The organism is Cryobacterium glaciale (genome assembly GCF_004402535.1).
In the GTDB taxonomy this organism is placed as follows: domain Bacteria; phylum Actinomycetota; class Actinomycetes; order Actinomycetales; family Microbacteriaceae; genus Cryobacterium; species Cryobacterium glaciale.
In genome coordinates this window covers 151,965-167,178 of record NZ_SOEY01000030.1, presented here as the reverse complement: position 1 = coordinate 167,178, position 15,214 = coordinate 151,965, and the positions used below count along the sequence as shown (strand labels likewise).

Annotated in this window: 13 protein-coding genes; 2 read left to right on the top strand and 11 right to left on the bottom strand. The window is 66.0% G+C overall.

The window, feature by feature from the left end; genetic code table 11:
- The first annotated feature begins 131 nt into the window (after positions 1-131).
- A complete protein-coding gene (locus tag E3O06_RS15250; RefSeq protein ID WP_134504225.1) occupies positions 132-1,964 on the top strand; it encodes an AMP-dependent synthetase/ligase in 1,833 nt (610 codons plus the stop codon).
- 268 nt (positions 1,965-2,232) lie between these two features.
- Here the strand turns inward: E3O06_RS15250 and E3O06_RS15245 are convergent, their stop codons facing one another.
- Genes E3O06_RS15245 through E3O06_RS15235 form a run of 3 tightly spaced genes read right to left on the bottom strand, consistent with a single transcriptional unit; the run spans position 2,233 to position 7,651 of the window.
- Positions 2,233-2,724, bottom strand: coding sequence for a peptide deformylase (locus E3O06_RS15245; protein WP_134504224.1), 492 nt, complete (start codon positions 2,722-2,724; stop codon positions 2,233-2,235).
- 56 nt (positions 2,725-2,780) lie between these two features.
- On the bottom strand, positions 2,781-4,211 hold the full coding sequence (locus E3O06_RS18120) for a MinD/ParA family ATP-binding protein (protein ID WP_241980257.1): 1,431 nt from the start codon (positions 4,209-4,211) through the stop codon (positions 2,781-2,783).
- 35 nt (positions 4,212-4,246) lie between these two features.
- On the bottom strand, positions 4,247-7,651 hold the full coding sequence (locus E3O06_RS15235; RefSeq protein ID WP_134504223.1) for a pyruvate carboxylase: 3,405 nt from the start codon (positions 7,649-7,651) through the stop codon (positions 4,247-4,249).
- A gap of 78 nt (positions 7,652-7,729) precedes the next feature.
- Between E3O06_RS15235 and E3O06_RS15230 the strand changes: the two genes are divergently transcribed.
- The gene (locus E3O06_RS15230; protein ID WP_134504336.1) at positions 7,730-8,542 is read left to right on the top strand and encodes a ParA family protein; all 813 of its coding nucleotides are present in this window, start codon (positions 7,730-7,732) and stop codon (positions 8,540-8,542) included.
- Positions 8,543-9,082: 540 nt separating this feature from the next.
- Here E3O06_RS15230 and E3O06_RS15225 read toward each other — a convergent pair.
- The 8 genes from E3O06_RS15225 to E3O06_RS15190 form a co-directional block, all read right to left on the bottom strand.
- Positions 9,083-10,066 carry a hypothetical protein gene (locus E3O06_RS15225; protein ID WP_134504222.1) on the bottom strand — a complete coding sequence of 328 codons (984 nt, stop codon included), beginning with the start codon at positions 10,064-10,066 and terminating at the stop codon, positions 9,083-9,085.
- Between the two features lie 516 nt (positions 10,067-10,582).
- Positions 10,583-11,134, bottom strand: a complete 552-nt coding sequence (locus tag E3O06_RS15220; RefSeq protein WP_104191904.1) for a MerR family transcriptional regulator — start codon at positions 11,132-11,134, stop codon at positions 10,583-10,585.
- 289 nt (positions 11,135-11,423) lie between these two features.
- A complete protein-coding gene (ftsR, locus tag E3O06_RS15215; RefSeq protein WP_134504221.1) occupies positions 11,424-12,122 on the bottom strand; it encodes a transcriptional regulator FtsR in 699 nt (232 codons plus the stop codon).
- A 29-nt stretch (positions 12,123-12,151) separates the two neighbouring features.
- Positions 12,152-12,586, bottom strand: coding sequence for an FHA domain-containing protein (locus E3O06_RS15210; RefSeq protein ID WP_174843245.1), 435 nt, complete (start codon positions 12,584-12,586; stop codon positions 12,152-12,154).
- A 175-nt stretch (positions 12,587-12,761) separates the two neighbouring features.
- Entirely contained in the window at positions 12,762-13,379 is a 618-nt protein-coding gene (locus E3O06_RS15205) for a CDP-alcohol phosphatidyltransferase family protein (RefSeq protein ID WP_241980255.1), read from the bottom strand.
- A 30-nt stretch (positions 13,380-13,409) separates the two neighbouring features.
- Positions 13,410-13,925 carry an NUDIX domain-containing protein gene (locus E3O06_RS15200; protein ID WP_134504219.1) on the bottom strand — a complete coding sequence of 172 codons (516 nt, stop codon included), beginning with the start codon at positions 13,923-13,925 and terminating at the stop codon, positions 13,410-13,412.
- A gap of 45 nt (positions 13,926-13,970) precedes the next feature.
- The gene (locus E3O06_RS15195; protein WP_134504334.1) at positions 13,971-14,525 is read right to left on the bottom strand and encodes an adenine phosphoribosyltransferase; all 555 of its coding nucleotides are present in this window, start codon (positions 14,523-14,525) and stop codon (positions 13,971-13,973) included.
- A 75-nt stretch (positions 14,526-14,600) separates the two neighbouring features.
- Entirely contained in the window at positions 14,601-15,140 is a 540-nt protein-coding gene (locus E3O06_RS15190) for a MarR family winged helix-turn-helix transcriptional regulator (RefSeq protein ID WP_134504218.1), read from the bottom strand.
- Positions 15,141-15,214 lie beyond the last annotated feature (74 nt).

The following is a 15,214-nucleotide window of genomic DNA, read 5'->3' as shown; positions in this document are numbered from 1 at the left end:
GGGCCGGGCGGTGGTGCCTGACACCATCTAGAGTGTAGTAAACCAGTTTGCCGCTGCATGAAACACCCGCTCACTGCAGAAATTTGGTTGCAGGGGCAGTGAATTGTTCAGCCGGTACCGAAGGAGCTACCGTGAAACAGTTTGATATTCCCGCCGTCGTTCCCGCCGATCCTGGCGCCAACATCACCGACCTGCTCATGGACCGCCTCGCCGCGACTCCAGATCTCGTACTGTTCTCGCTTCCCAGGGCCGGCCAGTGGCTGCCCGTCACCACCCGGGAGTTCCACGCGCAGGTCGTGGCACTGGCCAAGGGCCTCGTCGCCGCCGGCATCGAGCCCGGCGACAAGATCGGGCTGGTCTGCAAGACCCGCTATGAGTGGACCCTGATCGACTTCGCCGTCTGGTTCGCCGGGGCGGTCCTGGTGCCCGTCTACGAGACCAGCTCGCCCAGTCAGGTGCAGTGGAACCTCAGCGATTCGGGTGCCCTGGCGGTCATCGTCGAAACCGCCGATCATTTCGCCCGGTTCGACGAGGTCCACCCGGAGCTGGCCTCCATTGGTTCGGTGTGGCAGATCGACCTGGGCGACCTCGACAAACTCGTCGCCGGGGGCGTCGACGTGACGGACGCGGAGATCGAACGCCGCCGCAACCTCGCCGTCGGCGACGATATGGCCACCCTCATCTACACCTCCGGGTCGACCGGCAAGCCCAAGGGCTGCGTGCTCACCCACGCGAACTTCCTCGAAACCAGCCGCAATGCCGCGGTCGCGCTCCGGGAGGTCCTGGTTCACCCCGAGGGCGCCTCGACCCTGCTGTTCATCACGACAGCCCACGTCTTCGCTCGATTCATCTCGGTGTTGTGCGTACACGCCGGTGTGCGTGTCGGACACCAGGCCGACACCAAGACGCTGCTGGCCGCGCTCGGCAGCTTTCAACCGACCTTCTTGCTCGCGGTCCCGCGGGTATTCGAGAAGGTCTACAACTCGGCCCAGCAGAAGGCCGTCGCCGGCGGCAAGGGCAAGATCTTCGATGCGGCAGCCCACGTGGCTGTTGAGCACTCCAGGCTGGTGCAGGATGGAGGGTCGATTCCGCTGGGCATGAAGATCAAGTTCGCCCTGTTCGACAAGCTCGTCTACAGCAAACTGCGGGCCGCCATGGGCGGAAAAGTGGTCTGGGCGGTCTCCGGTTCCGCCCCGCTCGGCGCCCACCTCGGTCACTTTTTCAAGAGCCTCGGCATCGTCATTCTCGAGGGCTACGGCCTGACCGAGACAACCGCTCCCGCCACCGTGGGGCTGGCCACCCGGGCCAAGATCGGCACCGTCGGCCCGCCGCTGCCCGGCGTCTCGGTGCGTGTCATGGATGACGGCGAGATCGAGGTCAAGGGTGTCAACGTCTTCAAGGAATATTGGAAGAACCCGGAGGCCACCGCTGCCACCTTTGATGACGGCTGGTTGAAGACCGGCGACATCGGCGACTTCGATGCCGACGGCTTTCTCACGATCACCGGACGCAAGAAAGAAATCATCGTGACGGCGGGCGGCAAGAATGTCGCTCCGGCCGCGCTCGAAGACCCGATCCGAGCGAATCCGCTGATCGGTCAGGTCGTCGTCGTCGGCGACCAGAAGCCGTTCATCGGCGCGCTCATCACCCTGGACCCCGATATGCTGCCGGTCTGGCTGAACAACCACCAAGAGGATGCCGGCATGTCGCTCGCGCAGGCATCCGTCAATATGACCGTGCTCGCCGAGATTCAGCGCGCGGTTGACCATGCCAATGAGGGTGTGTCCCGGGCGGAGTCGATTCGCAAGTTCTCGCTGCTCGCGGTTGAATTCACCGAGGACAGCGGGCACCTAACGCCGAAAATGAGCATCAAGCGCAACATCATTCTGCGGGACTTCGCCGGCGAGATCGAGACGATGTACTCGAATGCTCCGGCTACCGAGGGGATTTCGCTGCGCGAGTAGTTCGGGCACCTGGGCCCCAGCCCGGCTCCGGCCCGGCTCACAGTATTTGGTGGGTCGGGCCCGGAAAAAGCATTCCGCTCCCCGCTCAGACATTGGGGTCTTCTGGGCGGATCCGAGAAGTGCGTTCGGATCCGCCCAGAAGACCCCAAAACTCGCAACTCCGCGAAACACTTTCCCCGAGCCCTCGTACTCGAGGCTTCGCCTGAGCAGCCAGGGGAGGCACGAGGCTTTGCCCGTGCCACTTTGAAGGTGAGTGGTTCTGGAGGACCTAGAACCAGGTGGACTCTCGGATCTCTTTCATGGCGGCTCGGCGATTCTCTTTGTCCAGACGGTCAATGTAGAGGTAGCCGTCGAGGTGATCGGTTTCGTGTTGCAGGGCCTGCGCCATGATGCCGGTGCCGGAGAGTTCGATGGGGGTATTGGAGAGGTCGATGCCGGTGACGCGGGCGAAAGGGTAGCGCTTGGTGGGGTACCACAGGCCAGGCACGGAGAGGCACCCCTCGTCGACGAGGTCAGGCTCGCCGGAGAGTTCGGTGACGATGGGGTTGAGGATGTAGCCGACGACGCCGTCGACGTTGTAGCTGAAGGCACGCAGGTTCACGCCGATCTGCGAGGCGGCGACGCCGGCCCGACCGGGCAGGCGCACGCTGTCGACCAGGTCCTGCACGAGACCGCGCACCCGGTCGTCGATCCCCGCGATGGGGTCGGAGGCGGTCTTCAGGACCGGATCTCCGAAAAGACGGATCTGGCGTTCGGGCACGGGAAAACTCCTCGGTAGGGCGGGTGGTGAGGCGAGCGGGTGGTGCCGGCGGCCGGCTACAGGTTGCGGTCGGCGGGGAGACCCTCGACGACGAGCTCGGCGAGCGTGCGGGCGGCGAGCCGGGTGATCGGCTTGAGGTCTTTGTAGGACACGACGCTGCCGGCGGCGAGCTGAGGGTCGTAGGGAATGCGTACGATTTCGCGTACACGGGAGCGGAAGTGCGACTCGATCTCTTCGAGCCGAACCAGGTTGGTGCCCTGGGTGGCGGTGTTGAGGGCGACGATGGCGTTGCGCACGAGGTCGCCGTAGCCGTTCGCTTCCAGCCAGGTGAGGGTCTCGGAGGCCAGTCGGGCCTCGTCGACACTGCCGCCGGAGACGATAACGATGGAATCGGCACGTTGCAGGGTGGCGCGCATGACCGAGTGCACGATTCCGGTGCCGCAGTCGGTGAGGGCGATCGAGTAGTACCGAGCCGCGAGGTCGGCGACGACGTTGTAGTCGTTCTCGTCGAAGGCCTCGGAGAGCAGCGGGTCCGTGTCGGAGGCGAGGATGTCGAGACGGGTCTCGTCGCGAGAGACGAGCGAGGAGAAGTCGGTGAAGTTGCCAATGGAGGCGGCCTTCGACACGACATCGCGCACGGTCGAACGGGTCTGCTTGCTGACCCGTTCGGAGAGGGTGCCGCGGTCGGGGTTGGCGTCGATGGCGATGATCCGGTCGTCACGGGCGTCGGCCAGGGCCATGCCGAGCAGCGTTGTGACGGTGGTCTTGCCGACGCCTCCCTTACGGGTGAGGATCGGCACGAACCGGGTTCCGCCCTCGAACGGGCGGCGAATTCGCTCGCTCATCTCTTTGTACGCCTGCACCTTGGCGGAGTCGCCCAGGTTGACCAGGTGCAGGGTAGCCGCGTAGACGAACTCGGGCCAGGCACCCTGCGGCGCTTTGCGAGTCTTGCGGTTGACCGCGAGCAGGCGGTCCGACGTCAGCATGGCCGCCGACTCCGGGGCTGTGCTGTTCTCGGAGCGGATGCGGTCGCGCCGAACGGATGCGGCGGCATCCGTTCTCGAGAGCGATTCGATGGCCGAACTTGCACCGGCCGCGCGGGCCGGGGCCGGCGTGCTGATCTCAACGGTGTGGGTGGCCGGGGTCGACACAACGCGGGCGGTCGGGGTGACGGTGCCGGCGTTCGAGAGACCGGGTGCGGCCACCGACCGGCGGGGCCCGGCGGGCATCTGGATCGGCACGCTCAGGCTTTCGGGCAGTGAGGCGGCGAGGTTGTCGATCGTGTGCGGTGGCAGTTCACTGTGGTAATTGTCACTGGGGTAATTGTCACTGGGGTAATTGTCACTGTTGTAACCGTCACCGCGGTAATCGTCACCGCGGTGGTCCTCACCCTGGGTGTTGGCATTGTCGCGCTCGTCGCGGGTTCGCTTGGCGGCAGACAGGGGACGCGCGGGCGCGCCCTGGTCGTCACTACGTTTGTCTGGCACGATACATCCTCAACTGGTCGATAACGGCCCTAATCCTAGCGTGGACGCACCGTTACGAGCAGATCGCCAGCATCGACCTGCTGGGTGAGCGGGATGGCGACGCGTTCGATGACGCCGGCGATCGGTGAGGTGATCGCGGCTTCCATTTTCATGGCTTCGATCGACGCGACGCTCTGGCCGGCTTCGACCTGCGCGCCTTCTTCGACCTGCAGGGTGACGACGCCGGAGAAGGGGGCTGCGATCTGGCCGGGCTGGTTCGCATCCGCTTTTTCGGCGATCTTGGTCTGCACGGTGATGCTGGTGTCGCGCACGAACACGGGGCGCAACTGGCCGTTGAGGATGGTCATAACGGTACGCATGCCCTTGTCGTCGGCTTCACCGATCGCTTCCAGGCCCACGTACAGACGCACGCCCTTCTCAATTTCGACGGCGTGTTCCTGGCCCTGCTGCAGGCCGTAGAGGTAGTCGACGGTGTCGATGACCGACAGGTCACCGTAGGTTTCCCTGACCTGTTCGAACTGGCGAGTCGGCGCGGGGAACAGGAGTTGGTTGAGCATCGCGCGCCGTTCGGTGCTGGTCGCTTCGAGCGCGGTGCGCTCCCCCGCGGTGATCTCGGTGACGCCGACCCGCACGTTGCGTCCGGCCAGCACCTTGGTGCGAAAGGGTTCGGGCCAGCCGCCGGGCAGGTCCCCGAGCTCGCCGGCCATGAAGCCGATGACGGAGTCGGGCACGTCGTAGTTGCCCGGGTTCGCCTCGAAGTCAGCCGGGTCGGCTTTCACCGCTGCGAGGTAGAGGGCGAGGTCGCCGACGACCTTCGACGACGGCGTGACCTTGGGGACACGGCCGAGGATGGTGTTCGCTGCGGTGTACATGTCTTCGATCAGTTCGAAGTGGTCGGCGAGGCCGAGCGCGACGGCCTGGGTGCGCAGGTTGGACAGCTGCCCGCCCGGGATCTCGTGCGAGTACACCCGACCGGTCGGCGCGGACAGGCCCGATTCGAACGGGCTGTACAGGGTGCGCACGGCCTCCCAGTACGGTTCGAGGTCGGTCGTCGCCTTGAGCGAAATGCCGGTGTCACGTTCGGTGTGGGCGAGGGCGGCGACGAGAGAGGATGCCGACGGCTGGCTGGTCGTGCCGGCCATTGGAGCGGATGCGACGTCGACGGCGTCCGCGCCGGCGCGCGCCGCGGCGAGCAGTGTGGCGAGCTGGCCACCCGGGGTGTCGTGGGTGTGCACGTGCACGGGCAGGTCGAAGCGTTCGCGGAACGCGGCCACGAGCTTCTCGGCAGCGCTCGGGCGGAGCAGCCCGGCCATGTCCTTGATCCCGATGACGTGCGCGCCGCTGGCGACGATCTGGTCGGCCAGGCGCAGGTAATAGTCGAGGGTGTAGAGGTTCTCGGCCGGATCGAGCAGGTCGCCGGTGTAGCAGACGGCGACCTCGGCCAGGGCGGTGCCGGTGTTCAATACCGCGTCGATGGCCGGGCGCATCTGCGACACGTCGTTGAGAGCGTCGAAGATGCGAAAGATGTCCACGCCAGTGTCGGTCGCCTCGCGCACGAACGCGTCGGTCACCTCGGTCGGATACGGGGTGTAACCGACGGTATTGCGGCCGCGCAGCAGCATCTGCAGGTTGATGTTCGGCAGCGCTTCGCGCAGGCTCGCGAGGCGCTCCCACGGGTCCTCACCGAGGAACCGCAGCGCCACGTCGTAGGTCGCGCCGCCCCAGGCTTCGACCGAGAGCAGCTGCGGCGTCAGTCGAGCCACGTACGGCGCCACGGCGACGAGGTCCTTGGTGCGCACCCGGGTCGCGAGCAGCGACTGGTGGGCGTCGCGGAAAGTCGTGTCGGTGACGGCCAGCGCGGTCTGAGCGCGGAGATCGGCGGCGAACCGGGTCGGGCCGAGCAGTGCCAGCTTCTGCCGGGAGCCGTCGGGCGCTGGCTGGGTGATGTCGAGCTGGGGCAGCTTGTCGCGCGGGTGCACCGTGGTCGGCGGCACCCCGTTGGGCTGGTTGACGGTGACCTCGGCCAGCCAGTTGAGGATCTTGGTGCCGCGGTCCTTGGACTCACGTCCCCGCAGCAGCTCCGGACGCTCATCGATGAACGAGGTGCTGAGGTCGCCGGCCGCGAAGTCGGGGTCGTCGAGCACGGCCTGCAGGAAGGAAATGTTGGTGGAGACGCCGCGGATGCGGAACTCGGCCAGCGCCCGCTTGGACCGAACCACGGCGGCCGCATAGTCACGGCCACGGCAGGTGAGCTTGGCGAGCATCGAGTCGAAGTGCGGGCTGATCTGTGCGCCGGTGTTGACCGTGCCACCGTCCAAGCGGATGCCGGCCCCGCCCGGCGAGCGATACGTGGTGATCTTGCCGGTGTCGGGCCGGAACCCGGCCGCGGGGTCCTCGGTCGTGATGCGGCACTGCAGAGCCGCGCCGCGCAGTCGGATCTCCCCCTGGGTCAGGCCGATCTGCTCGAGGGTCTCCCCCGCGGCAATGCGGATCTGTGCCTGCACCAGGTCGACGTCGGTGACTTCCTCGGTCACCGTGTGCTCCACCTGAATGCGCGGGTTCATCTCGATGAACACGTGCTGCCCGGCGCGCTCCCCGACGGTGTCGAGCAGGAACTCGACCGTGCCGGCGTTGACGTAGCCGATCGACCGGGCGAACTTGATGGCGTCGGCGTAGAGCTGCACCCGAATCTCATCGCTCAGGTTCGGCGCCGGCGCGATCTCGATGACCTTCTGGTGGCGACGCTGCACCGAGCAGTCCCGCTCGAACAGGTGCACGGTCTCGCCGGAGGCATCCGCCAGAATCTGCACCTCGATGTGCCGCGGACGGAGCACGGCCGCTTCGAGGAACATCGTGGCATCGCCGAAGGCACTCTTGGCCTCCCGCATGGCTTCTTCGAGGGCCCCGCGCAACTCGCTCTTCTTCGCGACGCGACGCATGCCGCGCCCACCACCACCGGCCACGGCCTTGGCGAAGATGGGGAAGCCGATCTCATCGGCCTGGCTGATCAGCAATTCCACATCGGTCGACGGCTGCGTCGACTGGAGTACGGGAACGCCGGCCGCGATGGCGTGTTCCTTCGCGGTGACCTTGTTGCCGGCCATTTCGAGCACGTCGGCGCCGGGGCCGATGAAGGTGATGCCCGCGGCGTCGGCCGCATCGGCGAGCTCCGGGTTCTCCGACAGAAAACCGTAACCGGGATAAATGGCATCGGCGCCACATTCCTTGGCGACCCGGATGATTTCACTCACATCCAGATACGCGCGAACCGGATGCCCCACCTCACCGATCTGGTACGCCTCATCCGCTTTCAGACGGTGCAAAGAGTTCCGATCCTCGAACGGGAACACCGCCACAGTCTTCGCTCCGAGCTCGTAAGCCGCGCGCATGGCACGGATCGCAATCTCTCCACGGTTGGCAACGAGGATTTTCTCAAACATGCAGGCCTTTCGAGGGCGTACGTGGCGCACAGCTAACGGTTAGGTTCTCTAACACTAGTGAAGGTAACGTTGCTACTCATGCACGTACTCAGCGTAAGTTCCCTCAAGGGTGGTGTCGGCAAGACCACTGTGACCCTTGGCCTGGCTTCTGCTGCCTTCGCCCGCGGCGTGCGAACACTCGTTGTGGATCTTGATCCGCAGTCTGATGTGTCAACCGGCATGGATATCCAGGTGGCCGGTCACCTCAATGTCGCCGATGTGCTCGGCTCGCCCAAGGAAAAAACCGTTCGTGCGGCCATCGCCTCGAGTGGGTGGACCCGCAACCGTCCCGGCACGATCGACGTCATGATCGGCAGCCCGTCGGCGATCAACTTCGACGGACCGCACCCGAGCATCCGGGATATCTGGAAACTTGAAGAAGCGCTCTCGACGATCGAGAAGGACTACGAGCTCGTGCTGATCGACTGTGCACCGTCCCTCAACGCCCTCACGCGCACCGCGTGGGCCGCGAGCGACCGGGTCGCTGTCGTAACCGAGCCCGGCCTGTTCTCGGTCGCTGCCGCCGACCGTGCGCTGCGCGCGATCGAAGAAATTCGTCGTGGACTGAGCCCACGACTGCAGCCCCTCGGCATCATCGTGAACCGAGCCCGCACGGCCTCCCTCGAGCACCAGTTTCGGATCAAGGAGCTGCGCGACATGTTCGGGCCCCTCGTACTGAGCCCCCAGCTGCCGGAGCGCACGTCGCTGCAGCAGGCGCAGGGCGCCGCGAAGCCGCTGCACATCTGGCCGGGTGACAGTGCGCTCGAAATGGCGGGGTACTTCGACCAGCTGCTCGACCGGGTACTGCGCACGGCGCGCATCGGCGAGTACGCCGAGGCGCCTGCGGTCTAGAACTCCCGCGGCACACGCGGGCGTTCGCGGCACACGCGGGCGTTCGCGGCACGCGCAGGCGTTCGCGGCACGCGCCGGCGTTCGCGGTACGCGCAGGCGGCAGGCCAGGCGCCCGAGCACCACGCAAGCGCGCCAGCAAGATCCACTCGCGCCACGACGTTTTTGGCGGCGATTCACGATCGGTCACCTGGCATCCGCCCACGCTGGCGCATGCGGCACGCGCGGGCGGCAAGCCAGGCGCGCGGGCAACACTTGGCAGCCCGAGCAGCATCCACTCGCAGCGCGAGCGGGAAGGTCGTTTGCTACTGGCCGATGAACGGATGCTCCGGGTCGACCAGAAAGACTCGATCCGGCATCCGCTCACGCGGGCCCGCGCTGCAGGCGCCTCTTGCACGCGCCGTCGATTGTGGCACTCCAGCCGCTGGCACCTGCTGCACGCGGCTGGCACGCATTGCACCTGCGAGCGGCAGGCCAGCCAGGCGAGCACTTCGCGTCCGCGCCAGCAGCATCCACCTGCGGCACGAGCGGGAAGGTCGCGCTCTACAGGCCGGTGTGACGGAGGATACGCGTCGTGTGCACGGGCATGAGGCCGACATCGGTCAGAAGTTTCAATAACTGCACCGGATCAGCGAGATGGCTCCAGATAATCCGCACCACCTGATAGCCGAGAGCTCGCAAGCGGTCCTCTCGGAGCTTCTCACGAACCACAACCTGGCTGGCCGACAATCCGTTCCGCAAATCGTCGTCTTCGTATTTTCTCAATCCGTCGAACTCCGCGATTACCTTGGCGTGCCGCCAGGTGAAGTCGGCGAACCCGATGAAGCCCTTCGCGTCACGGATTTCGACCTGCAGTTCGGGTGCAGCGAAACCGAGCTCAGCCAGAATAACCCGACACAGCGATTCGCCGACGGACTCAGAGAGCGGGGTGGATGCGTCCAAAACCGCGAGCACCCGGCGGAGCCCGCGGAATGGCGCCATCCGCTCGAGCAATTCCCGCACGTCGTCGATGGTCGTGATAAATCGATGGGTGCGGCGGTCACGGTATAGGGCAGCATCCGTCGTGACAACGGCAGAGTCGAAGGGCAAGGTCGTGGCGAGATCGATCACTGTTCGAACCGGGGCGGTGACGGTAAGCCCGGCGCGCAATTCGGTGGGAACCCCGGCCACCCCAATCGCGTGACGCACCAGCAGGTTAGTCGAACGGCCACCGTCGGCACACTCGCGGAGCACGTGCGCGCGGTCGGGCCAGCGGCCGAGCACCGGCAGCCCGATTAGGGCCGCTGCTGTCTGGTGGGAGAAGACCAGGCCGGGACCGGCGACTCGTTCCGCAATGACGGCGAGGAGGCGATGCTGATCATCACGGCGCAGGCCGTCCCAGAGTGGGCGGTCGAGGTAGACGCCTGTCTTCACGCGAGCGAGTGTTCCCCGCCGGGCCGCTCGGCTGAGGCGCGTGTCGTCGCGGCCTAACGCGCCGAGGTCACAAGCGAAGATCAGGGATTGCTGGGCGAGCTGAAGGGGCGTCATGCGTTCTACGGTGACAGGCCTGCACAGCTGGATGGCCGCATCCGTGATCTCTGCGCACAGTCAGGGAATTGTGCGGCTGGTGGAGGAGGCGCTCGGTGCTCAGGGAGGAAGGAGCTGCGGTGCTCGGCGGCGCGGGCATTTGCTGTACGCGCTGGAACACCCGGCTTGCGCGCGCGGCAGGCCAGCAGCGCGAGCCACTTTGGGCCGCGCGCGCACTTTTGGGACGCGCGCGGCATCCGCTCGACGGAAAGGCAGGCGAGGCGAGGGCATGCGCGGCAGCGGGATCCGCCTGGGACCACCCAAAAGCGTCGCGAGAGGATGCCGACGCCACGTCCACTGCCCCGCGGTAGCGCGGGCATTTGCTGTACGCGCTGGAACACCCGGCTTGCGCGCGCTGCAGGCCAGCAGCGCGAGCCACTGAACGCAGCTCGTGCAGTAAACGGCCGCGCGTTCTGCTGAGAGAGCGGGGCGACGCGGGCATTCAGCGCGGGGCAGGCGCTCGGGGGCGAGGTGGGGCTAGGAGATTTTGCGGGTGGTACGGCGGGCGGCTAGCTCGTCGGTGGGGTCGACGGGCTGCATGTCGAGTTCGACCAGGCTGGTCTCGACCTCGCGGAGGACCTTGCCGACGGCGATGCCGAAGACGCCCTGGCCGCGGCTGACCAGGTCGATGACCTCGTCGTTGGAGGTGCACAGGTAGACACTTGCGCCGTCGCTCATGAGCGTGGTCTGGGCGAGGTCGCTGATGCCCGATTCGCGCAGCTGGTTGACGGCGGTGCGAATCTGCTGCAGGGAGATGCCGGTGTCGAGCAGACGTTTGACGAGCTTGAGCACGAGAATGTCGCGAAAGCCGTAGAGGCGCTGGGAGCCGGAACCGGCCGCGCCGCGCACTGTGGGTTCGACCAGGCCGGTGCGGGCCCAGTAGTCGAGCTGGCGGTAGCTGATGCCGGCGGCACGGGCGGCGACAGCACCGCGGTAGCCGGAGTTTTCATCAAGCTCGGGCATGCCATCGGTGAACAGCAGTCCTAACGAGTAACGCGAAGCGTCAGCATCAGGCTTGAGCTCACTCATAGGGTTGCCTCTCGGGGGTTACGTCGTGCGGTGACTGAATGCTGCGATCAGGCGAGCATCAGACACTGTGGTGCGGAATCGAACTGGTGCGGTGGAGCTGGAGATGTGGAACTTGTTGGGGTGGTGCTGCTACTGTGACGGCTTTGTCTACGGTACCGAGGTGCGGGGCTTGCGGGCCTGACATTCGCTTGACCGGTTTGGCGTGTCGGTCGAGTGCGGGCGGACCCGCAGGTGAGCGACTGGCTCCAACCGACGACTCCGTCGCTTTGCGCCTGAGCCAGTCTACGACCTACTTGGTCAGTCGGCCCAGTGCGGAGCGAATCAGGCTGCCGCGGATGATCTCGAGCTGACCGGCGATCTCGACGGCCATTTCGGCGGCCTTGGCCCGACTGGACGCGTCCTTGCGACGTGCGAGCGGCACGAGGGCGCTTTCGATAAGGCCGAGTTCACGTTCGGCGGCCCCGCGGAAACCACGGAGGTGGCGGGGCTCGATGCCGCTGCGCTGCAGCTCGACGAGGGCGCGCAGCACGTGCAGCACGCTGTCACCGTAGTGTTCCGCGGGCAGGATGATCGAGGCGGAGACGGCGTCGTGTAGCAGGGTCGCGGACGCCCCCGCCTCGCGCAGGAGTTCGTCGCGGGTGAGGCGACGAACGGTTGCGAGCATCGACGGCCCCGGGGTGTTTCCGCCCGGCAGCACCGGCGACAGTCCGGCATCCAGGTCGTCAAGATACGAGCGGATGACTTTCAACGGCAGGTAGTGATCGCGCTGCATCGACAGAATCAGTCGCAGACGGTCGACGTCACCGGTGCAGAACTTGCGATAACCGGATTCCGTGCGGGCCGGGGAGACGAGCCCCTGTTCCTCGAGGAAGCGCAGCTTCGATGGGGTCAGATCGGTGAATTCCGGGGTGAGGCGTGCCAGAACCTGCCCGATGCTGAGCAGCGGCGCTGATCCCGGGACCCGCGCTTTCGCCGCCGACACGGACACGGACCGGGCCTGGGCGGAATGTGCCGCCACTACTCGCTCGCCGCGCGGGCGAGGTCGAGTCGCGAGGCGTAGAAGGTGAGGCGGAATTTGCCAACCTGCACCTCGGCGCCGTCGGTCAGCGCAGCGGTCTCGATGCGCTCACCATCGAAGTAGGTGCCGTTGAGCGAGCCGAGGTCTTTCACCGTGAATGCGGTGCCGTTGCGCAGGAACTCGGCGTGCCGACGCGACACGGTGACATCGTCTAGAAAAATGTCGGCGTTGGGGTGGCGACCGACGCTCGTGAGATCGGCGTCGAGCAGGAACCGGGCCCCGGCGTTGGGTCCGCGGCGAACGACCATGAGGGCCGACCCGGAGGGTAGCGCCGCAATGGACTCCTGCTCTTCTGCCGTGACGTTGGAGTCGATCGACGCGATCTGGGCGGCGAACTCCTGACTGAAATTCATCGTGGTGTCGGTGCTGAGCATGTCGTGCTCCGTCGTCGATTCGCCGGGCGTTCCGCTGTCGGAGGATGCTGGGTTGGACTGCGCCTTGCTGGGCATTGCTTCGCCTGTCGTCGAGTTCTCGGACTGATCTGTGGGCACGGGTTCGTTCTGTTCCTCGGAACTATGCCTTCCGGATAGATCGACCATCGTGCACCTCCTATCCTTCCAGCGTATCGGAAGATACACCCTCAAAGACCCTGGGCAGTCGAATCACACGCATCGTTTCAATGGCGTAGATGATGCCCGCCCACCAGTACACGAAAGCACCCCAGATGGCGAAGGCCCACCCCACCGGCTGCGACCACCATTCCAGCTGCGGAAAAGCCTGCCCGAGCATGATCATCGGCAGGGCGTAGAACAGGCAGAAGGTGGCCACCTTGCCGAGTTGATGCACCGGCAACGGGCCGAAACCGAAGTTCGCGAGGATGACCCCGAGGACCAGCAGGAAGACGTCGCGTCCGACGACGACCAGCACGATCCACCACGGTACGAGGTCACGCCAGGCGAGCCCGATCAGCGCGGCAAAGATGTAGAGGCGATCCGCGGCGGGGTCGAGGAGCTGGCCGAGCCGGGTGATCTGGTGCCAGCGGCGGGCGAGGAAGCCGTCGAGCCAGTCTGTGAAGCTGGAGATGCTGAGAATGACGAGGGCCCAGGCATCCGCTCCCTGGGCGAGCAGCACGAGGAATACCGGTACCAGCAGGAGGCGCAGAAAGCTGAGCACGTTGGGCAGGGTCAGCACCCGATCGCTGACCACCCCGTTCGCTGCCCCTGTCACACGCCTGAGTCTAGCGAGAAGAGACCCCGATCAGCCGAGGCGCCCGCGCAGGGCGGGCCAGCTGGAGGCGAAACCGGGGTGGAGTGCGAGCGCGGTCACGGCCTCGGCCGGCACCCAGCGGAGGGCGATGCTCTCCTGGTCACTGATGACGGGTTCGAATTCTTCCGTCGCTTCCACCACGACGGTGGTGTACGACCAGAATCCCAGGTCGAAGAGGGAGGTGAATTTGAGTTGCATCAAGTGGGCGGGTACACCGGCCTCCTCCCGGGCTTCACGCAGGGCGGCCTCGATCGCGGTCTCGTTTTCGTGGCGGGCACCACCGGGCAGGCCCCAGGTGTCGCCGAAATGGCTCCAGACGGCCCGGTGCTGCAGCAGCACGCCGAGGCGCGGGTGGTGCACGAGGAGCCCGGCCGCTCCGAATCGACCCCAATACTTGCGGCCGTCGGGAGCGTGCACCCACGCATCACCGCTGTCGCGGTACGGTCCCGGCTGCGGGACCGCGGACCCACGCGCGTCGGTCAGGTCAGCGCCCGAACTCTCAGTCATGCACTAAGCATGCCCGTCACGGGCGGGAAAACGAATTCATTCGCCCTAAATCGACACGATCGCGTGCACCGGTGCGGTGCCGAGACGCTCACGACCGTGCAGGTCGATGAGTTCGAGCACGACGCCGACGCCGGTCAGGGTGTAACCGGCGCGTTCGATCAGGCGGGTGGTGGCCGCGATGGTGCCGCCGGTCGCGAGCACATCATCGAGGATGAGCACGCGGGTTCCCGCCGGAAGCTGGCCGACTTCGAGTTCGAGCCGGGCCGAACCGTATTCGAGGTTGTATTCTTCGGTCAGCACCGTGCCGGGCAGTTTGCCGCCCTTGCGCACGGCGAGGACGGCCGCGTTGGCGGCGTACCCGACAGCGGCGGCCAGCAGAAAACCGCGCGCTTCGATGCCGGCCACGGCGTCGAACTGCCCGCGGTGTTGGTCGGCCAGGTCGTCGATGATCGCGCGGAACGCTGCGGCATCGGCGAAGACCGGATTGAGGTCGCGGAACATGATGCCCGGCTGGGGAAAGTCGGCGTACGAGGCCAGGAGGGCTTCGACGTGCGCGGCGGCCGGGGCCGGGGCCGCGGACGCGGACGCGGGAGGCTGCACGGGAGAGGAGATCTGGGAATGAGTCACTGATTCATCTTAACCGGCGCCACTGCCTGACCGGCACAGCTGCCCTCGCTACGGTGCTGCTTCTTCCGTGGGCTCCGCGGGTGGACGCGGCATGAGTGCGATCGCGCTCATCGCGTCCAGAAAATGCACGACGGCCACCTGCTGGTCAGCCGTGAGTTCGAGAGCGATCTGCATCAGCTGGTCATGCGTTCCCGCCAGCGCGTGACGCAATTCTTCGTGCGACGACCGGGTGGCAAATAGTCGTTGCGCGCGACCGTCGTCAGGATTTACCTCGCGGCGAACATGACCGGAGGCCGTGAGTCTCGAGAGGAGTTTCGCGGTGGCTGCCGACGAGATGTTCAGGAATTCGCTGAGGTCCTTGGGGCTGGCCACCCGGTGCTGGCGTTCGCAGGCGATCAGGTGACGAATGGCCATCAGGTCTGTTTCGTTGATGTGCATCTCCGCCTGGGCACGATGACGCATGGCGGCATCGGCCACTCGAAAACGGCGCACGGCACGCAGAACGTCCATGGCCGCCGAAACGCCCATCTTCTTGGGGTCATACCAGTACGCCCCCTGTGTAGGGGGGTTACGCTCAACGAGGGACATAAGCCCATGCTAACGTGAGCAGTCGCTAACCTGGTTAGTTACTCGAACATGATTAGGCAGAACCGAGAAGGGGA

Coding starts and splice junctions, on each gene's coding strand:
- E3O06_RS15235 (WP_134504223.1), bottom strand. CDS start 7,651: ATGTTTGAGAAAATCCTCGTTGCCAACCGTGGAGAGATTGCGATCCGT.
- E3O06_RS15230 (WP_134504336.1), top strand. CDS start 7,730: ATGCACGTACTCAGCGTAAGTTCCCTCAAGGGTGGTGTCGGCAAGACC.
- E3O06_RS15225 (WP_134504222.1), bottom strand. CDS start 10,066: ATGACGCCCCTTCAGCTCGCCCAGCAATCCCTGATCTTCGCTTGTGAC.
- E3O06_RS15220 (WP_104191904.1), bottom strand. CDS start 11,134: ATGAGTGAGCTCAAGCCTGATGCTGACGCTTCGCGTTACTCGTTAGGA.
- E3O06_RS15210 (WP_174843245.1), bottom strand. CDS start 12,586: ATGCTCAGCACCGACACCACGATGAATTTCAGTCAGGAGTTCGCCGCC.
- E3O06_RS15200 (WP_134504219.1), bottom strand. CDS start 13,925: ATGACTGAGAGTTCGGGCGCTGACCTGACCGACGCGCGTGGGTCCGCG.
- E3O06_RS15190 (WP_134504218.1), bottom strand. CDS start 15,140: ATGTCCCTCGTTGAGCGTAACCCCCCTACACAGGGGGCGTACTGGTAT.